Here is a 16,887-nt window from a genome sequence, read left to right on the forward strand (position 1 = left end):
ACCCAAAAAAGGCTTGAGTCAATATCAGTTAGTAGGGGTAGGAGACAGGAGACAGGAGTTAGAGGAATTTAGAGGAATTTAGAGGAATTTAGAGGAATTTAGAGGAAGTAGGAGTAAGAATTGTGCCAAGATTGTTCTGCCCAACTATGCGCCTAAAATACGCTCCATGCATGAGCATGAAGAGCTGAAAACCAGGCACTTTTTTCGAGCTGAAAAAGGCTAAAGTATTTATAGATCAATGCTTTTAGATTTAATCAGCAAGCCCTAATTATTAATTATTAATTATTAATTATTAATTATTAATTGTAGTTCTACATCCATTTCAACTCCATTAAAAAATCAGCAATTCTCTTAGCTGCACCCGGTTTACCCATTCTCTGAACCCCATTTTTAGCAATTAATTGTAGTCGCTGTGAATCATTTAGCAGAGACTTAACTGCATCTGCAACTTCTCTGGGGTGCTTGACCAAAGTCACAGAAATTCCTAAAAGGCGACTTTGAGCTTCCGCAAAAGCAGATGTGAACTGAGGGCCATTGCCAGGAATAGCGATCGCTGGTTTCCCCAGACCAACAAATTGTTCCGTAGCAGTACCCGCCATAGCAATAGCTAAATTTCCCCGATGCAAAAATTCAGGAAAAGCTTGTCGGTCTAAAATCATACTAGCATTTTTATTCTGAGAAGTTAATTTGACAGGAAACTGAATATTTCCCTCTCCAAAAAAAAAGGTTGGTACAGAACGATCGACTGGCAGTTGTAAAATACTATTTTGAGTATCAGTTCTCATCTCTCGCTCAGTCTGCCAATGATAAGAATTTAGAAGTGTAATAAACGGTTCTAAACTTAAGTTAGGAGCGATCGCCCCCAGAAACAAAAATTGTTGCTGTGGAAAAGTTTCGAGTAACCCTACAACCGCTTGAATCATAATTTCCCAATTCGCATAAGCTTCTGGAGAACGAGATCCAGGCAATAAAGTAATCGTCACTTGGCGCTGCATTTCTAGCATTTGTGCATCGGAGCGGTCTATTGACAGCAGAGAGTTTTCCAACTCTACACCATCCATCATTGGGTTTCCCACATAATAAGAACGAATTGACTTTTTTCTGAGTATTTGTGCTGTTAGATCGTCTCTAGCAAGTACCGCTCTACACTTACTCCTACTCATTAACCAACATTCCCAAGGAAAATAAACCGAACCTGACCAATGCTGAAAACTTTCTGCCAAAGACTTGGAGGGAAGTTTCCCAGTTTCATCTCGGATCAAATATTCTGATTTAGCAGTTCCTAAAAAAGCATAAGACGCTCCACTCAACCAAGCAAACAATAAAGGTACAATATCGCCAACTGCAAAGATAACTACTTGATGACCTAATTGAGTTTCGGAACTTACCCAATATTTTAATGCTTTGAGTTGAGCAAAGGTCATTTTTAATAAACCACCTTTGACATCTTGCCATAACTGTTGCCCATCCATATAGATAAACCCGCCAGAAGGCATTCTTTGTCGGGGACCAATAATTGAGAGACGAGATATTTTGGTATAAGCGTATCCTTCCCCAACTATAGGCAAAGCAGCAAGAGTAGGAGGAAGAGGATATTTTTGTAGTTCTTGTAAAATTTGAACTGCGATCGTGTCTTCCCCATGACCATTACTAAGGCAAAGTATCTTCAAAGTCATAGTTGCTGAATTAGTATATGATATTAATCTTAATTTTTTAGGAGTCAGGAGTCAGGAGAGAAGAAAGAAGAGGAGAAGAGAAAGTTTTTTGTTCGCGCTCTTATCTAGACATGATATCATACCTCAAATCACTAACGCCCAAAATTTAAACTAATAGTTCGTAATTTAACCACCCTGAGAAGTAGTAACAGTTAGGATACTATTTAGCATTCAGCAGAAGGAGTCATTTTTTCAGAAGTCAGGAGAAAATTCTTACTACTGTAAGCTAAACTCCTGAATATTAACTACCTTATAGTCGTTTTCAGATAGATAAACCATATACTCACGTACCACAACCCTCCTAAAGATGTTCCATGGAACGTCCCTACTACTAACAGGACTTACGTATAGACACTATATTGACTGAGGGCGAATGCCATTTGCTAACGCCAAGCTCCGCTTTATATGTTGCGGAGCAAAACGCCCCTACATATGGCGTTTTTAAGGTGAATTTGCGTAAGTCCTGACTAAAATAAAAACTGCTGTAATTCACTAAGATAAAGAGAAATGGGGAAATAAAAATGAATATATTAAGAAACTTACAAGAGGGCAAATATACATTAGAACAAGAATTAGGAAGGGGAGGTTTTGGTATTACTATCAAGGCTACTCATAATTATTTAGGACAACCCGTAGTTATTAAGACTCTCAATGAGTCTCTATGTCAACATCCCAACTTTGAGGAATTTCAAAGGAAGTTTCAGGATGAGGCAAGAAGACTCGCTTTGTGTGTCCACCCTAATATTGTCAGAGTCAGTGATTTTTTTGTGGAAGATGGTCAACCTTACATGGTGATGGACTATATTCCAGGTCACACTTTAGCAGAAGTTATATCTGGTGGACAACCTCTACCAGAGGCGATCGCCGTACATTATATTCGTCAGGTAGGGAATGCTTTGATGGTGGTGCATCAAAATAACTTGCTCCACCGAGATGTTAAACCCCAAAATATTATGCTACGTCAGGGTACTGAGGATGTCATCTTAATTGACTTTGGTATTGCGCGGGAATTTATTGCTGGTAAAACTCAGGTTCACACTAATATGGTTTCTGATGGTTATGCTCCTCCAGAACAGTATTTTATTCAAGGAAAACGTACCGCAGCAACAGATGTATATGGTTTAGCTGCGACTCTCTATACTTTATTAACAGCACGACTGCCAATACCAGCAATGAGGAGATCCCAACAAGAAATACCTACTCCGAGGGAGTTACACCCTCAACTAAGTGGTACTGTTAATCAAGCAGTGCTAAAAGGTATGGCAATGGATATTCAATACCGACCTGCAACTGTGGAGGAATGGCTAAAACAGTTATCAAATTCTAGCACAACTGATTTACATTCAACTATTCAGGTTGTGCCTCAACAGCATCCAGCTCATAATGTGGGAAATGGAAAAACTTCTACTACAAATATTCCTCCTACACAAAGACCTACAGGAATTTTGATGTGGGGTATACTCGGAGCGATCGCTACCCTAACAGTAGGAACATTAGCAGCAATAGTGTTAAATTCTCAGCCCCCTGACACACCACCTATTGTTCAAACTCCTGCACCCTCTCCCACGGTTAGGCCATCAGATATTGCTCAAACTCCTATACCAAAACCAACTACAACTCCTACACCATCTCCAGAACCTAATGATCCGGACCAATTGCCCAATTTTACTCCTACCCCATCACCATCACCATCTCCAACCCCCACTCCTGTTCCTCCTATTGTTAGACCAACCCCTACTCCTTCACCTCCAGTAGAACAGCCTACACCCATACCACCTACAGTTGAGCCAACTCCAACTCCAACTCCAACTCTAACTCCAACTCCAACTCCGGTTCAACCTCCCCAAGGTTCAGTTCCTGACATACCTATAGATTTAATACTGCCAGATAATATTCCTTCCGATCCTATTGATAATTCTACTATTAGGGATCGGTTGCCGATTATTCGTGGTTTACCTCCAGGCACCTTAGAAAGTAAAGTAATAGAATTATTGGGAAAACCTACAAAAGTTAAAGAGCGTGGCTATTGGCCTAATACTAGGGCTGTAATTTATGATTTACTTCCTAATCAGATTACTTTAGGCTATATATATGATCGAGATTCCCGTCGTTTACGACAAACTGAGTTGTCTGTGGCAGATGGTGTAGATGGCCTAATGGTAAGAACCGCTTTCATTAGTATGTTGAATTGGAAAATTACTCCAGAAATTAAGCAAGGACTGCAGGACGTGCGAAACCGTAAAATTAATCGCTACGAGTTTAAAACAGGTAATCTTGAAGGTCTAATTGAGCGTAGTAGGAATGACCTTGTCTATATTGGTGTGTGGGAAGATGATTTACATTAAGAGGGATTAAGGAGTAGGGAGTAGGGGAGATTGAAGTAATTATTAGAAATCTCCAAAAATCAAAAATAAAATCAATTATTATCCATACATCATCAATTATTCCCCCCTTTTCCCTGTTCCCTCTTTTCTAGAGATGTCTATTGATTATAAACCAATACAGTTGAGTTAAGGATTTTTTTTGCCAGTTCTGTAATCTCAAAAGCTTATCTCATGGTTTCATACCTTATGAGTTTTGGTCTTATCTGTTTGTGCAGCATTCCGTAGGAAACCGTATTGGATTATAAACACATATTATTATATAACCGGATTCTATATGACTCCTGCCTTCTGCCTTCAGCATAGCTGCCTTCTTCGACTCCTGACTCCTGACTCCTGACTCCTGACTCCTGACTCCTGACTCCTAAATACAGTTGTCATAATGAAAATAATTGTGTAAGATAAAAAGAATAACACGGGGCATTAACGGTTTCGACAGGGTGGTGAAATCTACTTTGTGATTCAGGTCGAGAGTGAGTCTTCTCTCGCAAATCCCGGGCTCAAAAAATAATAAGTGCAAACAACATTGTACCTTTTGCTCGTAAGCAAGTAGCTGTAGCTTAATTGCGAAAACACCTCTTATAGGTTCGAGCGTCTGTAGTTTGACTCCGTTAAGGATTGCAGACTTAACCCCAACGGATGCACTGGTAAACTGCCTCTGGTCAGCTGCTGGTTAAGACTTTACTAGAGAATCCCGCCATCCGGGATAATGGATGGTCCCGGCTCTGAGGGTTAACAAGAGCTAAACCTGTGAATGAGCGAAGAGTAAATAGCCATTTTGGACATGGGTTCAACTCCCATATGCTCCATTAAACAATTTGAAGAAGGCAGCTATGCTGAAGGCAGCTATGCTGAAGGCAGAAGGGAAAATGACTTATAAATAGTCTTCGATATGCCACTCCGTGCCTTATCACCCCAAACAATTTTCAGCACCGTTTAGACCCTGGGGTATTAAACTCGCAACAGAAAAGATAATAATTATCCTAAAGCCGTTTTTTGACTTTTGAGCATAAAGCGGTTTTTTTTAGAGGTTGTTTGTAACCTACATTCCGCACTTCAAAATGTAGCATAAAAAATCCTGACTTCTTCTTCTCTCCTGTTTAATATTTACCAAAAACTTGAGTATCTTTGATTAGCTAAAAAATAAAAGCCCCTTTGTCAATTTTGACCAAGGGACAAATAACTATCAGGGTGCATCTACTAAACGTAGTATAACACCAGTAAGGGGTAAAACCCACTATTTCAATAATTTAAAAAAAATATCATAAATCGAACAAAACATAAGTTTAATTAAACAAAGCACCCACCCATGCCATAAAAAAAAGCCCCTTCGTCAATCTTGACCAAGGGACAAATAACTATCAGGGTGCATCTACTAAACGTAGTATAACACCCATAAGGGGTAAAACCCCTCAGTTATGTATTTATATTAATTATGCTACTTATAAATATAAGCTATATTAATTAAAAGTCATTTTATAAAAGTAAAAAAATAAAATGTACAGCTATATATTTTAATTTAAGTGTAACTTGAAAAGAAGAATATGTATGAGAATTGGCATTTGAAGCGATCGCTAACTTTAACAAGCACAAAGAGATTGGTCGTAATTTAATTCTGTAATTGAACCGTAAAACGAAAATCTGTGTTATGATAAAAATATACATATCAATATTTAGGATTTGGGAGGATAAAAAGATGAAAAATATCTACCAAAAATTAATCGTTGCTAGTGGTGCAGTAGCTCTGAGCTTAGGTTCCTTAGCTATGCCTGCTCAAGCAGTATTAATGAGATATGATTTTTCTGTAACAAATATTGACGGAGGTATTCACTATGGTAAGACTGGATCGGGCTATTTTACTTTTGACAATGAAGGTGTAGGAGGGTCTGGTGAATTTGTGAAGCAGGTTTCGGAATTTAATTTTAATTGGTTGGGACGAAACTATGGGATAGAAGCATTAGACTTTGAGAATGACGGAGATGGTGTTCTATTCGTAGATGGAGTATTTCAAGGATTAGATTGGGATTACGTTGCCAGTGCAGATTTGTCTTGGGATCTAACCACAGATGAATTTGATTATGTTGATACCAGTGCTATTTTTCCACTATTTCAAGGCTCTGGTGAAGTAATTTATCAACAACAGCAAGCAACTTCTGCTGTTCCCGAACCTGGAGTTTTAGTGGGTTTAGGTGTAGTTAGTTTGGGTGGTTTGCTCAATAAAAAGAAGAAATTATTCCATTGTTAAATTAAGTAAACAAAATATCTAACTATCAGGTTTCTAAAAGTGCATAATAATAATAATTAAGGTGGGCATCTTGCTCACCTTTTTTCACGATAATGTTCCGCATCATTTCACGACCGCCAACCCCTATCGAAAAATATGTCCCATTATTTTGATATCCTAAAAACCAAGAGTCAAAATATTTAAACTATGCCTGTAGTAAACCCTCCCGCCATCATCAACTTTCCTCTAGCTGCCGTAGTTGGACAAGAAGCAATCAAACTAGCCCTATTGTTAACTGCCGTCGATCCGGAATTAGGAGGAGTTGCCATTGCTGGCCGTCGTGGTACTGCCAAATCAGTAATGGCCAGAGCGCTACATTCACTCCTACCTCCCATTGAAATTGTTCAAGATTCCATTAGTAACTGCAATCCTAACTATCCCGAAGAATGGGACGACCAACTATTAGAGCAGTATACCGACCCCACCTCAGTAGAAGTTCCCACTCAAGTTATACCCGCACCTTTTATTCAAGTTCCTCTAGGAGTAACAGAGGACCGGTTATTAGGTTCGGTAGATGTAGAAAAATCAGTCACACAGGGAGAAACGGTTTTTCAACCAGGATTATTAGCATCAGCTCACCGAGGAGTATTATATGTAGACGAAATTAATCTGCTGGACGACAACATTGCCAATTTATTACTAACAGTCTTAACAGAAGGGCGAAATCAAATAGAACGAGAAGGGATTAGTTTTCAACATCCTTGTCAACCTCTATTTATTGCTACCTATAATCCAGAAGAAGGGCCACTGCGAGAACATTTGCTGGATAGAATAGCGATCGCTCTCTCAGCAGATATGGTTTTAGGTTTAGACCAACGGGTGGAGGCAGTAGAGCAAGCTTTAGCTTATGCTAAATCTCCCCAAGCTTTTCTCGAACGATATGCAGAAGATATAGATAATCTCAAAACTCAGATTCTTTTAGCCAGGGAGTGGGTAAAAGATGTCACCATTACCAACGAACAAATCCAATATTTAGTAGAAGAAGCAATTCGTGGAGGCGTGCAAGGACATAGGGCAGAACTTTTTGCCGTGCGAGTGGCTAAAGCATCAGCAGCACTGGATGGACGGACAACAATTAATGCTGATGACTTGCGTCGGGCCGTGGAGTTAGTTATTGTGCCACGGGCAACAATAGTGCCAACCCCTCCAGAAGAGGAGCAACAACCGCCACCTCCACCACCGCCACCACCAGAAGACCAGTCTCAAGATGAGCAAGAGGAGGATGAGGATGAGGATGAGGAAAACCCGGAACCTCCAGAGGAAGAGGAGGCAAGTATTCCTGAAGAATTTTTGTTTGACCCGGAGGGAGTGGTGTTGGATGATAGTGTGTTGATGTTTGCTCAAACAGCAAACCGTCAAGGTAAGTCTGGTAGTCGGAGTGTTATTTTTTCTGAAGACCGGGGGCGTTATGTGAAGCCAATGTTGCCCAAGGGTCAGGTCCGACGTATTGCGGTTGATGCGACTTTGCGAGCTGCTGCTCCTTATCAGAAGTCTCGCCGCGAACGTCAGCCAAATCGTAAAGTGATTGTGGAACCTATTGATATGCGAGCAAAGCGTTTGGCCAGAAAGGCTGGTGCTTTGGTGGTGTTTGTGGTTGATGCTTCGGGTTCGATGGCGTTAAATAGGATGCAGTCGGCGAAGGGAGCGGTGATGCAGTTGTTGACGGAGGCTTATCAGAGTCGCGACCAAGTGTCGTTGATTCCTTTTCGGGGTGAACAAGCGGAGGTGTTGTTACCGCCTACTCGTTCAATAACTACAGCGCGACGACGTTTGGAAAAGATGCCTTGTGGTGGGGGTTCGCCTTTGGCCCATGGTTTGACTCAGGCGGTGAGAGTGGGTGTGAATGCCAAGCAGTCTGGTGATGTTGGGCAAGTGGTAATTGTGGCTATTACGGATGGACGGGGTAATATTCCGTTGGCGCGTTCGTTGGGTGAGCCGATATTGGATGATGAGAAGCCGAATATTAAGGAGGAGTTGTTGGAAATTGCTAGTAAAGTTCGGGGTTTGGGAATTCAGTTATTGATGATTGATACTGAGAATAAGTTTGTTTCGACTGGGTTTGCAAAGGAGTTGGCGAAGCAAGCGGGGGGTAAGTATTATCATTTACCTAAGGCGACAGATCAAGCGATCGCTGCTATGACTCAGAATGCTCTCAAGGATGCTATTGGTTGATGGGGTGATGTGGTGATGGGGTGATGTGGTGATGGGGTGATGGGGTGATGGGGTGATGGGGTGATGGGGATAAACAACGCAAGTGCAAGGGAGCAAGGTGCTCCCACTGTTCCCTTGACCAAAATAATTACAATAGACCACAATTATAATGCACCACCACCAAAAATATTACAGCAGATTCGGTCGTATATGAAGTACAAAAATTATAACACCTGCCAGGTTGGTGTTTGACAATTAGTGCGAGCATCTTGCTCGCTTCATAATATCAATTTTATAAATTTTTGCGGCTTTGTTGCATGAAAGTAGCGTTCTTAAAATCCATTCCGCAGCTATATCGCTCTCTTTGTGTAGATTGATGTTCTATTCATCTATAGCGCTGTGCGCAGGCAACAGCTCCGGAAAGCAACAGCTCATCTGGGGGAATAAATTGCCGATAATATAAGACTTTTAGCTATTTAGCCCCTCCTGCAATTTGTAAATATGCCAGCGCTCATTGCTATATTGGACAATAGTTATCGATATACTGATTAAACCTCAAAGCCTTTACAGGTAAAAGTTTCAGTCTTTTTATGTCAAACTTAGATTTTCGATTCATCTATTGGACAATAGTTATAGCAGTTTCCGCAGGTTATTAAGTACATATGCGGAGCAAGTGCGGCAGCTATATACTTTTATGCAACAAAGCCAATTTTTGCTACAAATATTTGGACTATTTCTAGTAGTCAATAGTCAGTAGTCAGTATAAGTAGCTTTTATTATCATTTTTTGCCATGAAAAAATCTATTAAGCGTAAATTTGCATCTGACTTAAACTACTTTATTTGACTAAACTATTTGTAACATTCCTCTTTGAAATTGGTATAAATCATTATAATTACCTGATGTTCTAACTATAGTGGCGACAAGTATAATAGACATTACCAAAAATAAAAAATCAAATCAATTCTTATCCATAAATTATCAATTATTTCTCCCTGTTGCCTGTTGCCTTCCGGAGCTGTTGCCTCTTTTGGAGGAGATGTCTATTGGAGATATCTACTTATCTCTAACCTGAAACATTTACCACCTATAATACTAAAGATATATTGTTGATTAGACCACTTCTATAACCTACCTATATCCATAAATAGGAGAGAACTTATGTATAATAATTATTATAATATCAGGACTTACGCATCAGGTACGAAAAATTAGGATTTAAGATTGCTTCCGGTGTCGGTCGCTTGGGAGGAAAATACGTTGTACTGCGTAAGTCCTAAATATATTATATATACCAATTTTAAATAAATTAATGAATATTTTAGGTAAAAATTGCCATATTCCTACAGAAAATCTACAATGGAGTGAACGTATCACCATTACTCAAGGTGATATTATTTCTCAGCAAGTAGAGGCAATTGTTAATCCAACTAACAATAATCTCCGCAGTTACGGACTATGTACCAAAATTCATCAAGTAGCAGGAGAAGTACTCAGAAGCGCAACCAGACAGATAGAATGGCTCGATATCAGTGAAGCTAAAATCACTAAAGGCTATCAACTCCAGGCTTCGTACATCATTCATACCTGTGCCCCCGTTTGGGATCAAACTAACAGCCAAACCTCTAGTCAACAGTTAGCTCAATGTTATCATAACTGTCTGGAGGTAGCAGCAAAAAATCAAATTAATACTCTCGCTTTTCCCTGTGTAAGCACGGGAATGCGAGGGTTTCCCAGAGATTGGGCTGCAAAAATAGCCATGACAGAAGTGGTGAAATTTTTACAACACAACTCCCTCCCCTGGAAAATAATTTTTGTCTGTGGCGAGTCAGATGATTACGAACAATATCAAGCACATCTACCAACTGATATAACTTCTCCCACTTCTTCCGAACAACCTCAAGTTCAAATTGCGAAAAGTTTAGTTGCTCGAATTGAATCTAAGTTTAGAGTCGCTATTATTGGCAGTACTTCCTTTTGGGGTGTGACTACCGAGGCAATATGCAAAGCTACTGGTAGACAACTGGCAACATTAGAAAATTTAGCTCTGTTGACTGGTGGAATTATGGGTGTACCCGAAGCAGTATCCCTGAGTTTCTGGCGAGAGCATCAACAGCAAAATAAATTTGCCCCAGTTTACCATATTCAGCCTACTGGATTTGAACCGTGGGAATATGGTATAAATTTGTATGGAGGCAAAACTCTATCTGAGCGCCGAGAAATTCTGGCTCGGATGGCATCAATATATATCCTGATTGAAGGTGGCCCCGGAGCTAAACAGGAGGCTGAAACTGCAATGGCAGCAGGTGCAGTGGTGATTCCGGTGGGAGTAACGGGAGGTTTTGCTAAGGAACTTTATCAAAAAATGTCTCGCCCTTACTATATACCTTCTCAGTTGTGGCAAAAATTGGGGGAAGGCTATATTTCATCGGAAACAGTGGCAGAAGCGATCGCTCAAATTATGGAAAAAATCTGGCAACGTCCCAAAGAAGTGATGTTTAACCCTGAAAAAAAATCTGTTACCGATTTAGAATTGCGATCGGCATTAGGGGTTAATTACCGGAAGTTGCGAGATTTATTAGCAGCATCTCAATGGCAAAAAGCGGACTGGGAAACTTTCCGCCTGTTTTGTGAAATTGCCCTGAGAGTAGAAGTACACAAAGGTGTTAAAGAAATTCGGGAAATTTTGAAGACAATTAACAAGAATACTCAACCAAAGAGATTTCGCGAACTCACTGACTTGCTGCAACATTACCAGACAATGTTTCACAGTATTCATCAACAGAAGTTTCCCTCTTGTTCGCTTTATGGTTATCTTCCTGGTTGCCTTAATTGGAAGTTTATTAATAAATTGCCTTTACTAGATTTACAAACAATTGATTTACTCTGGATGGTATATTCTGGCGGGCGTTTTGGTTTCAGCGTGCAGGAAAGAATTTGGCAAACATTATTTACTCAGGATGAGGCGAAGGTGGAGGATAATTTTATCAGTTGTGTAGGGCGAGGTTATTCTCAAGGTGGAGATGCTTATCAGGAGGGTGAAAATTTTACCCTGAATTCTCCCGAGGGGTTGTTACCTTGGCTCAACTGGTATGATGCTGAGGGTAATCTTCACGGTATAGAATGTGATGGGAAGTTACGTTATTTGACGGGTGGGTTTGCTCAGAAGGGTGTGATGAGAAAGCTATGGCAAGAGGGAATTAGGAAAAGGTTGGAAGTGGGAGATAATGATTTTTCTAATTGCGTGCTGAGTGGTTTAAATTTGCAGGGTTTGAATTTTCAAGGTGCTAATTTCAGGGGTGCTTATCTACAGAATGCTAATTGTGAGGGGGCAGTATTTACTGATGCCGATCTTAGAGGTGCTAATTTAGTAGGAGCCAAATTTTCAGTGGGAGCTTTGCAAGAGGCAGTTATCGACCGGAGTGATGCGTGCAGTTGTCAATGGTTGAAATCTTATACTATTTTAATTGTTGATGATTCTATTATTGTTCGTCAACTTTTGAGTACGACTTTTACTAATGCTGGTTATGAGGTAGAAATTGCTAGAAATGGAGTAGAAGCTTGGGAAAAATTACAAAATAATTTACACGTTGATGTGATTTTATTAGATATAGAAATGCCGAGAATGGATGGTTATGAACTAACTAAAAAAATCAGAAATGATGCTAAGTTTAAAAATATATTAATCGCTATTTTAACTAATCGTGCTATGGCTAGAAATAAACAGAAAAAAATTCAGGAAGAATTTAATTATTGTTGTTATTTGAACAAACCTTTGGCTGAGGAAAAAGTGTTAGAAACTATCAATAATATTTTGAACAAATGTGTGAAGCATGAGACTATTTTAATTGTGGATGATTCTATTACTATTCGTGAACTTTTGAGTATGACTTTTATCAAAGCTGGCTATCAGGTAGAAGTAGCAAAAGATGGGTTAGAAGCTTGGAATAAATTGCAAAATAATTTACAGGTTGATTTGATTTCATTAAATATAGAAATGCCGAGGATGAATGGTAGAGAGTTAGCTTTAAAAATTAGAAAAGATTCTAAGTTACAAAATTTACCAATAATTTTTATGACTTCTCGTGGTAAATCTAGAATGGGTGTAGCAATTGAACAATCAGTTAATAATTGTGCTTATTTGACAAAACCTTATGTTGAAGAGAAGGTATTAGATACTGTCAAAAGTTTATTGAAAAAAGAAGGAGTCAGTCCTCAGGAGTCAGGAGTCAGGAGAAAGGAAGGATGAAAGTGAGAATTATCTAGGGATATTCCAGTATTTTATGCCTGCATTGAATAGAAGTATAGAGTGCGACAGTTATATAACCGAGTTTGATATTGAATCTTAATTATTCGGTAATATTTTTAACGATAATAGGCATAAAGTGAAATACTTATTCCTATTCCTAAATTTACCGAAAAATTGTGGTTTAAAGCCTCCCCTTTTAAGGGGATAATAAATAAAAATTTTCATGATTAGTCAATCCTCTTCTTTTCAAGGAGAGGTAATTATTCATTATTCATTATTCATTATTCATTATTGAACATCTTTCCGTTCCCTGTTGCCTGTTGCCTATTACCGAAAAATTGTGGTTTAAAGCCTCCCCTTTTAAGCTATGCTTTATAAACATCTTTCTTAATATAAAACGTAGACATTATAGACAAGTTATGTACTATCCTTTCAAAGATTTTTGCCAGAGAAAAAGTGCATTAAAAAGTAGATTTTTTTTGATAACTTAAGTAGTTTTTCCTATCTACTATGATTCTTTCTCCCTTCTCCCCTGCTCCCTACTCCCCTACTCCCCCTACTCCACACAAGGTTTTCAGGAGTTCCTTATAAGGGATAGCCTTGGATAGGGGATGGTAAAGAAAAATTTTCATGATTAGTCAATCTTCTTCTTTTCAAGGAGAGGTAATTATTAATTAGGGTCTGCTGAAAAAATTGGTTGGTGGGGTAAGACACGGGGACGCACCAGACGCGGGGACGGGGAGATGGGAGCACAGACAACAGTTTCGGCCATTTTATGTGAAGAAATTTTCTTGAATTTCAGCAGAAAATTTCAGTAAATTGATGCCCATAAGAGCCATAAACTAGGAGATAAATTGAATATAAAAAGCTCCATTACCTTAGCTATCCTGACTTTTAGCTTTATTCAGCAAGCCCTAATTATTAATTATTCATTATTCATTATTCATTATTCATTGTTGAACTGTTCCCTATTATGAAACTTTTATTAAATTATTTCACAATTATAATTAGCTTATTTTCCCTGCAAAACTTAGCTTTAGCAGAAACAAATACTCTAGAAAATCAACCTCAAAAACCTCGGTCAGTAAAAATATTTCCTACTAATTTTCAGCCAGAAACACCAGAGCAAAAATTAGCTGAAGCAGACAGACTTTATTTAGCAGGAGAAAAAACAGCAGCCGAAAAACTTTACCGAGAAGTAAAAGAACCATTTTCTGAAGATATTGAAGCTAAAATTAATCGTCCTAAAGCAATTTATGAACCTACAGAATTACCAATAACAGCTCAAGTTTATTGGCGACAAGCACAAGAAGGATTAGCTAAAAATCTAGAGACTCAAATCTTGATAGCTTTAGAATTATTAGTCAAAGAATATCCTGAATTTATTCCAGCTCATATTAAATTTGCAGAAGTATTAAAAGCTGATGAACAAACAGAATTAGCCTTAGAAAGATTACATCAAGCAGCGAGTTTATATCCCAACGAACCAGAATTAATGAAAGCTCAAATTACTGCTCTAGCAAATGAAAAAAAATGGTTAGAAGCAACTTTATCTGCCCAACAATTTGCTTTAATGAATCCCGAACATTCCCAAGTAGATGAATTTAATCAATTAGCAGAAACCTATAGAAAAAAATTTCAGTCTCAACTCAAATCAAAATTAAGAGGAAATACAATTGCTAATGTTGTGACTGGTGCTTTAGGAGTAGCTCTTACTGGCAATCCATTTGCTGCTATGAATGCAGTTCAAACAACAGCATTAATGCTCCGAGGAGAATCAAGAATTGGCAAAAATTTAGCAAAATCTGCCACTAAAAGTTTACCTATGGTTGAAGATGAAACAATTCTTGAATATGTTAATACTATGGGGCAAAAACTTGCAAAAATGACTGGTAGAGACGAGTTTGAATATCAGTTTTATATAATTAATGATGAAAATCTTAATGCTTTTGCTTTACCTGGTGGGCAAATATTTATTAATTTAGGAGCAATAGTTAAAACTAATTCGGAAGCAGAATTAGCAGGTTTACTTGCTCACGAACTAGCTCATACTGTATTATCTCATGGATTTCAGTTAATGTCTGAAGGTAATTTAATTAGTAGCGTTACTCAATATATTCCTTATGCGGGTGGTGTAGTTAGTAATTTAATTGTACTTAACTATAGTCGAGAAATGGAACGTCAAGCAGATGTATTAGGAACACGAATTTTAGTATCAGCAGATTATGCAGCAGATGGGGTAAGAAATTTGATGAAGACTCTGAATAAAGACACAGAAGATAGAGGTATTATTGCTTGGTTATCCACTCATCCAGAGACAGCAGAAAGGGTACGTTATTTAGAAGAGTTAATTGTTAATAGTGGTTATAATCGTTATGCTTATGAAGGAGTAGTTTATCATGGGAAAATTAAGGAAAAAGCTAAAGCATTATTAGTAGAAAAGAAAAAAGATTTTTCAGCAATAGGGAATAGGGAATAGTTGGGAGTGGGGGAGATTAAATATTGAAGTAATTAGGGTTTGCTGAAAAAGTCTGATGGGTGAGGGTAGGAGACAGGAGACAGGAGACAGGAGACAACCCACCCCTCCCCTCCCAGGAGGGGAGTTATGGGAATAAGCGAGGAGGTAGAAGTAAGAATTGTTCCTCAATTTTTATGTCATAATTATTCCAAAATACTAGCTTTTTGCAGCTTTTTCCATCGAAAAGCTGGTACTTTTCCCATACCTAAAATTGCTAAAACCAATATCAGTCAATACGCGTGATATTTATTCAGCAAACCCTAATTATAGAGTTATAAACATATGCTATATAACTGGATTTTTCCTCCTTTTGATTCCTGACTCTTCTCTGATTATTTACCGAATAATTAAGATTTAAAGCCTCTCCTTTAAATGAGAAACAAGAAAAAGTTTTCCTTTTAGTCAATCCTTTTCTTATTCAAGGAGAGGCAATTATTAATTATTAATTGTTGAAAATATAATCTCCGAATAATAGCGTGACAAAAAAACCTTCTCCCTTTAAACCTTTCTTTTCCTTCTTTCTTTCCCTTTCTCCTTCCTCCTTCTTCTTTCTTCCTTCTTCTTTCTTCCTTCTTCCTTCTTCCTTCTTCCTTCTTCCTTCTTCTTTCTTCCTTCTTCCTTCTTCCTTCTTCCTTCTTCAAAAAATTAATTCGACTTACCGTCACTACCTAAATATTCTCGGTAGGAACAAATTTTATCTCCTCTCACATCAAAAGAAACTGCTACTCGATTTTTATAAGCTTTTCCCCACATCGGACCTTCATCCCGAAATTCAAATACTACTGTTGTTTTATTGCTAGTAATATTGTCTAAAGAAGTAATTGAAAGTCCTTCACTATAAGCTTCAGAAACATACTGAAAAAATTCTCTAGCACGGTCTTTTCCTTGGTTTAAACCATGAAATTTTCCTACAGGAAACCAAAAGGTAAAGTCATCAGTAAGCATATCCAAAAATTCTTCCCATTCTCCAGTTGCTAAACCGTGGGTAAATTTATCAAATGCTTTTTTAGCAACGGTAATTGTATTTATTTCTGTTTGAGTCATTTTTACAAATTCATTTATATACTGTTTGTAAACAAAAGATTAACATAGGGTGTGTGACGGTATGCTTATATAGCAATTCCCATACTGATGAGGTACAAAATTTTAGGTTTGAGGGAACAGGGAATAAAAAGACAAAAAGATAACTGTACCTCACGACCTTGGAGGCTATATCATGTATCTTTGAATACCCACAATAATAATTTTAGAGAACAGGGAGAAATTTATCAGAGAAAACATTTTTATTATGGCTAATTAATGAGACTTAATATTACTATTTCTGGAATAATGGCCGGTTTTACACCTCACGCATCACGTCCTGTAGGAGGGGTGCATTACATTTCATTCACTCACCCTACGTGGTTTAATATTTATTTGATAAATTTTGTAAAATATAAAATGCTTTTTAGTTAATAGTTAGGCAATAGCAATTAAAGCACAATCATAGCCACGCATCACCAACGCCAGAATTTCATATATCTTCACCCTTGGTTTTACACAAACAATTCCATTCGGACATGATATAAAATCTTAATGCATGACTTTTGA

General features: G+C 38.2%; 8 protein-coding genes and 1 other RNA gene. 6 read left to right on the forward strand and 3 right to left on the reverse strand.

Features of this window, described 5'->3' with window-relative positions; genetic code table 11:
• Positions 1 to 311: 311 nt before the first annotated feature.
• Complete coding sequence (locus F6K15_RS03385; RefSeq protein ID WP_293056986.1) at positions 312 to 1,676, reverse strand: lipid-A-disaccharide synthase-related protein; 1,365 nt, start codon at positions 1,674 to 1,676, stop codon at positions 312 to 314.
• Between the two features lie 560 nt (positions 1,677 to 2,236).
• Here F6K15_RS03385 and F6K15_RS03390 point away from each other — a divergent pair.
• The 6 genes from F6K15_RS03390 to F6K15_RS03415 all read left to right on the forward strand — a co-directional run bounded on the left by F6K15_RS03390 (position 2,237) and on the right by F6K15_RS03415 (position 15,258).
• On the forward strand, positions 2,237 to 4,060 hold the full coding sequence (locus tag F6K15_RS03390; protein ID WP_293056989.1) for a serine/threonine-protein kinase: 1,824 nt from the start codon (positions 2,237 to 2,239) through the stop codon (positions 4,058 to 4,060).
• Between the two features lie 453 nt (positions 4,061 to 4,513).
• Positions 4,514 to 4,908, forward strand: a transfer-messenger RNA (tmRNA) gene (ssrA, locus tag F6K15_RS03395).
• Positions 4,909 to 5,792: 884 nt separating this feature from the next.
• Positions 5,793 to 6,341: a PEP-CTERM sorting domain-containing protein gene (locus F6K15_RS03400; protein WP_293056991.1), complete on the forward strand. Its 549-nt coding sequence runs from the start codon at positions 5,793 to 5,795 to the stop codon at positions 6,339 to 6,341.
• A gap of 186 nt (positions 6,342 to 6,527) precedes the next feature.
• Positions 6,528 to 8,552 carry a magnesium chelatase ATPase subunit D gene (gene bchD, locus F6K15_RS03405; protein ID WP_293056993.1) on the forward strand — a complete coding sequence of 675 codons (2,025 nt, stop codon included), beginning with the start codon at positions 6,528 to 6,530 and terminating at the stop codon, positions 8,550 to 8,552.
• 1,290 nt (positions 8,553 to 9,842) lie between these two features.
• Positions 9,843 to 12,779, forward strand: a complete 2,937-nt coding sequence (locus F6K15_RS03410; RefSeq protein ID WP_293056995.1) for a response regulator — start codon at positions 9,843 to 9,845, stop codon at positions 12,777 to 12,779.
• Between the two features lie 973 nt (positions 12,780 to 13,752).
• The gene (locus tag F6K15_RS03415) at positions 13,753 to 15,258 is read left to right on the forward strand and encodes a M48 family metallopeptidase (protein ID WP_293056997.1); all 1,506 of its coding nucleotides are present in this window, start codon (positions 13,753 to 13,755) and stop codon (positions 15,256 to 15,258) included.
• Between the two features lie 437 nt (positions 15,259 to 15,695).
• Here F6K15_RS03415 and F6K15_RS03420 read toward each other — a convergent pair whose 3' ends face one another.
• Both F6K15_RS03420 and F6K15_RS03425 read right to left on the reverse strand, forming a co-directional pair.
• A complete protein-coding gene (locus tag F6K15_RS03420) occupies positions 15,696 to 15,962 on the reverse strand; it encodes a hypothetical protein (RefSeq protein WP_293056999.1) in 267 nt (88 codons plus the stop codon).
• Positions 15,943 to 16,341, reverse strand: a complete 399-nt coding sequence (locus F6K15_RS03425) for a nuclear transport factor 2 family protein (protein WP_293057001.1) — start codon at positions 16,339 to 16,341, stop codon at positions 15,943 to 15,945. Before F6K15_RS03425 ends, F6K15_RS03420 begins: the two co-directional genes overlap by 20 nt.
• Positions 16,342 to 16,887: the final 546 nt, after the last annotated feature.

The sequence above is a fragment of the Okeania sp. SIO2B3 genome, assembly GCF_010672525.1.
Taxonomy (GTDB): Bacteria; Cyanobacteriota; Cyanobacteriia; order Cyanobacteriales; family Microcoleaceae; genus Okeania.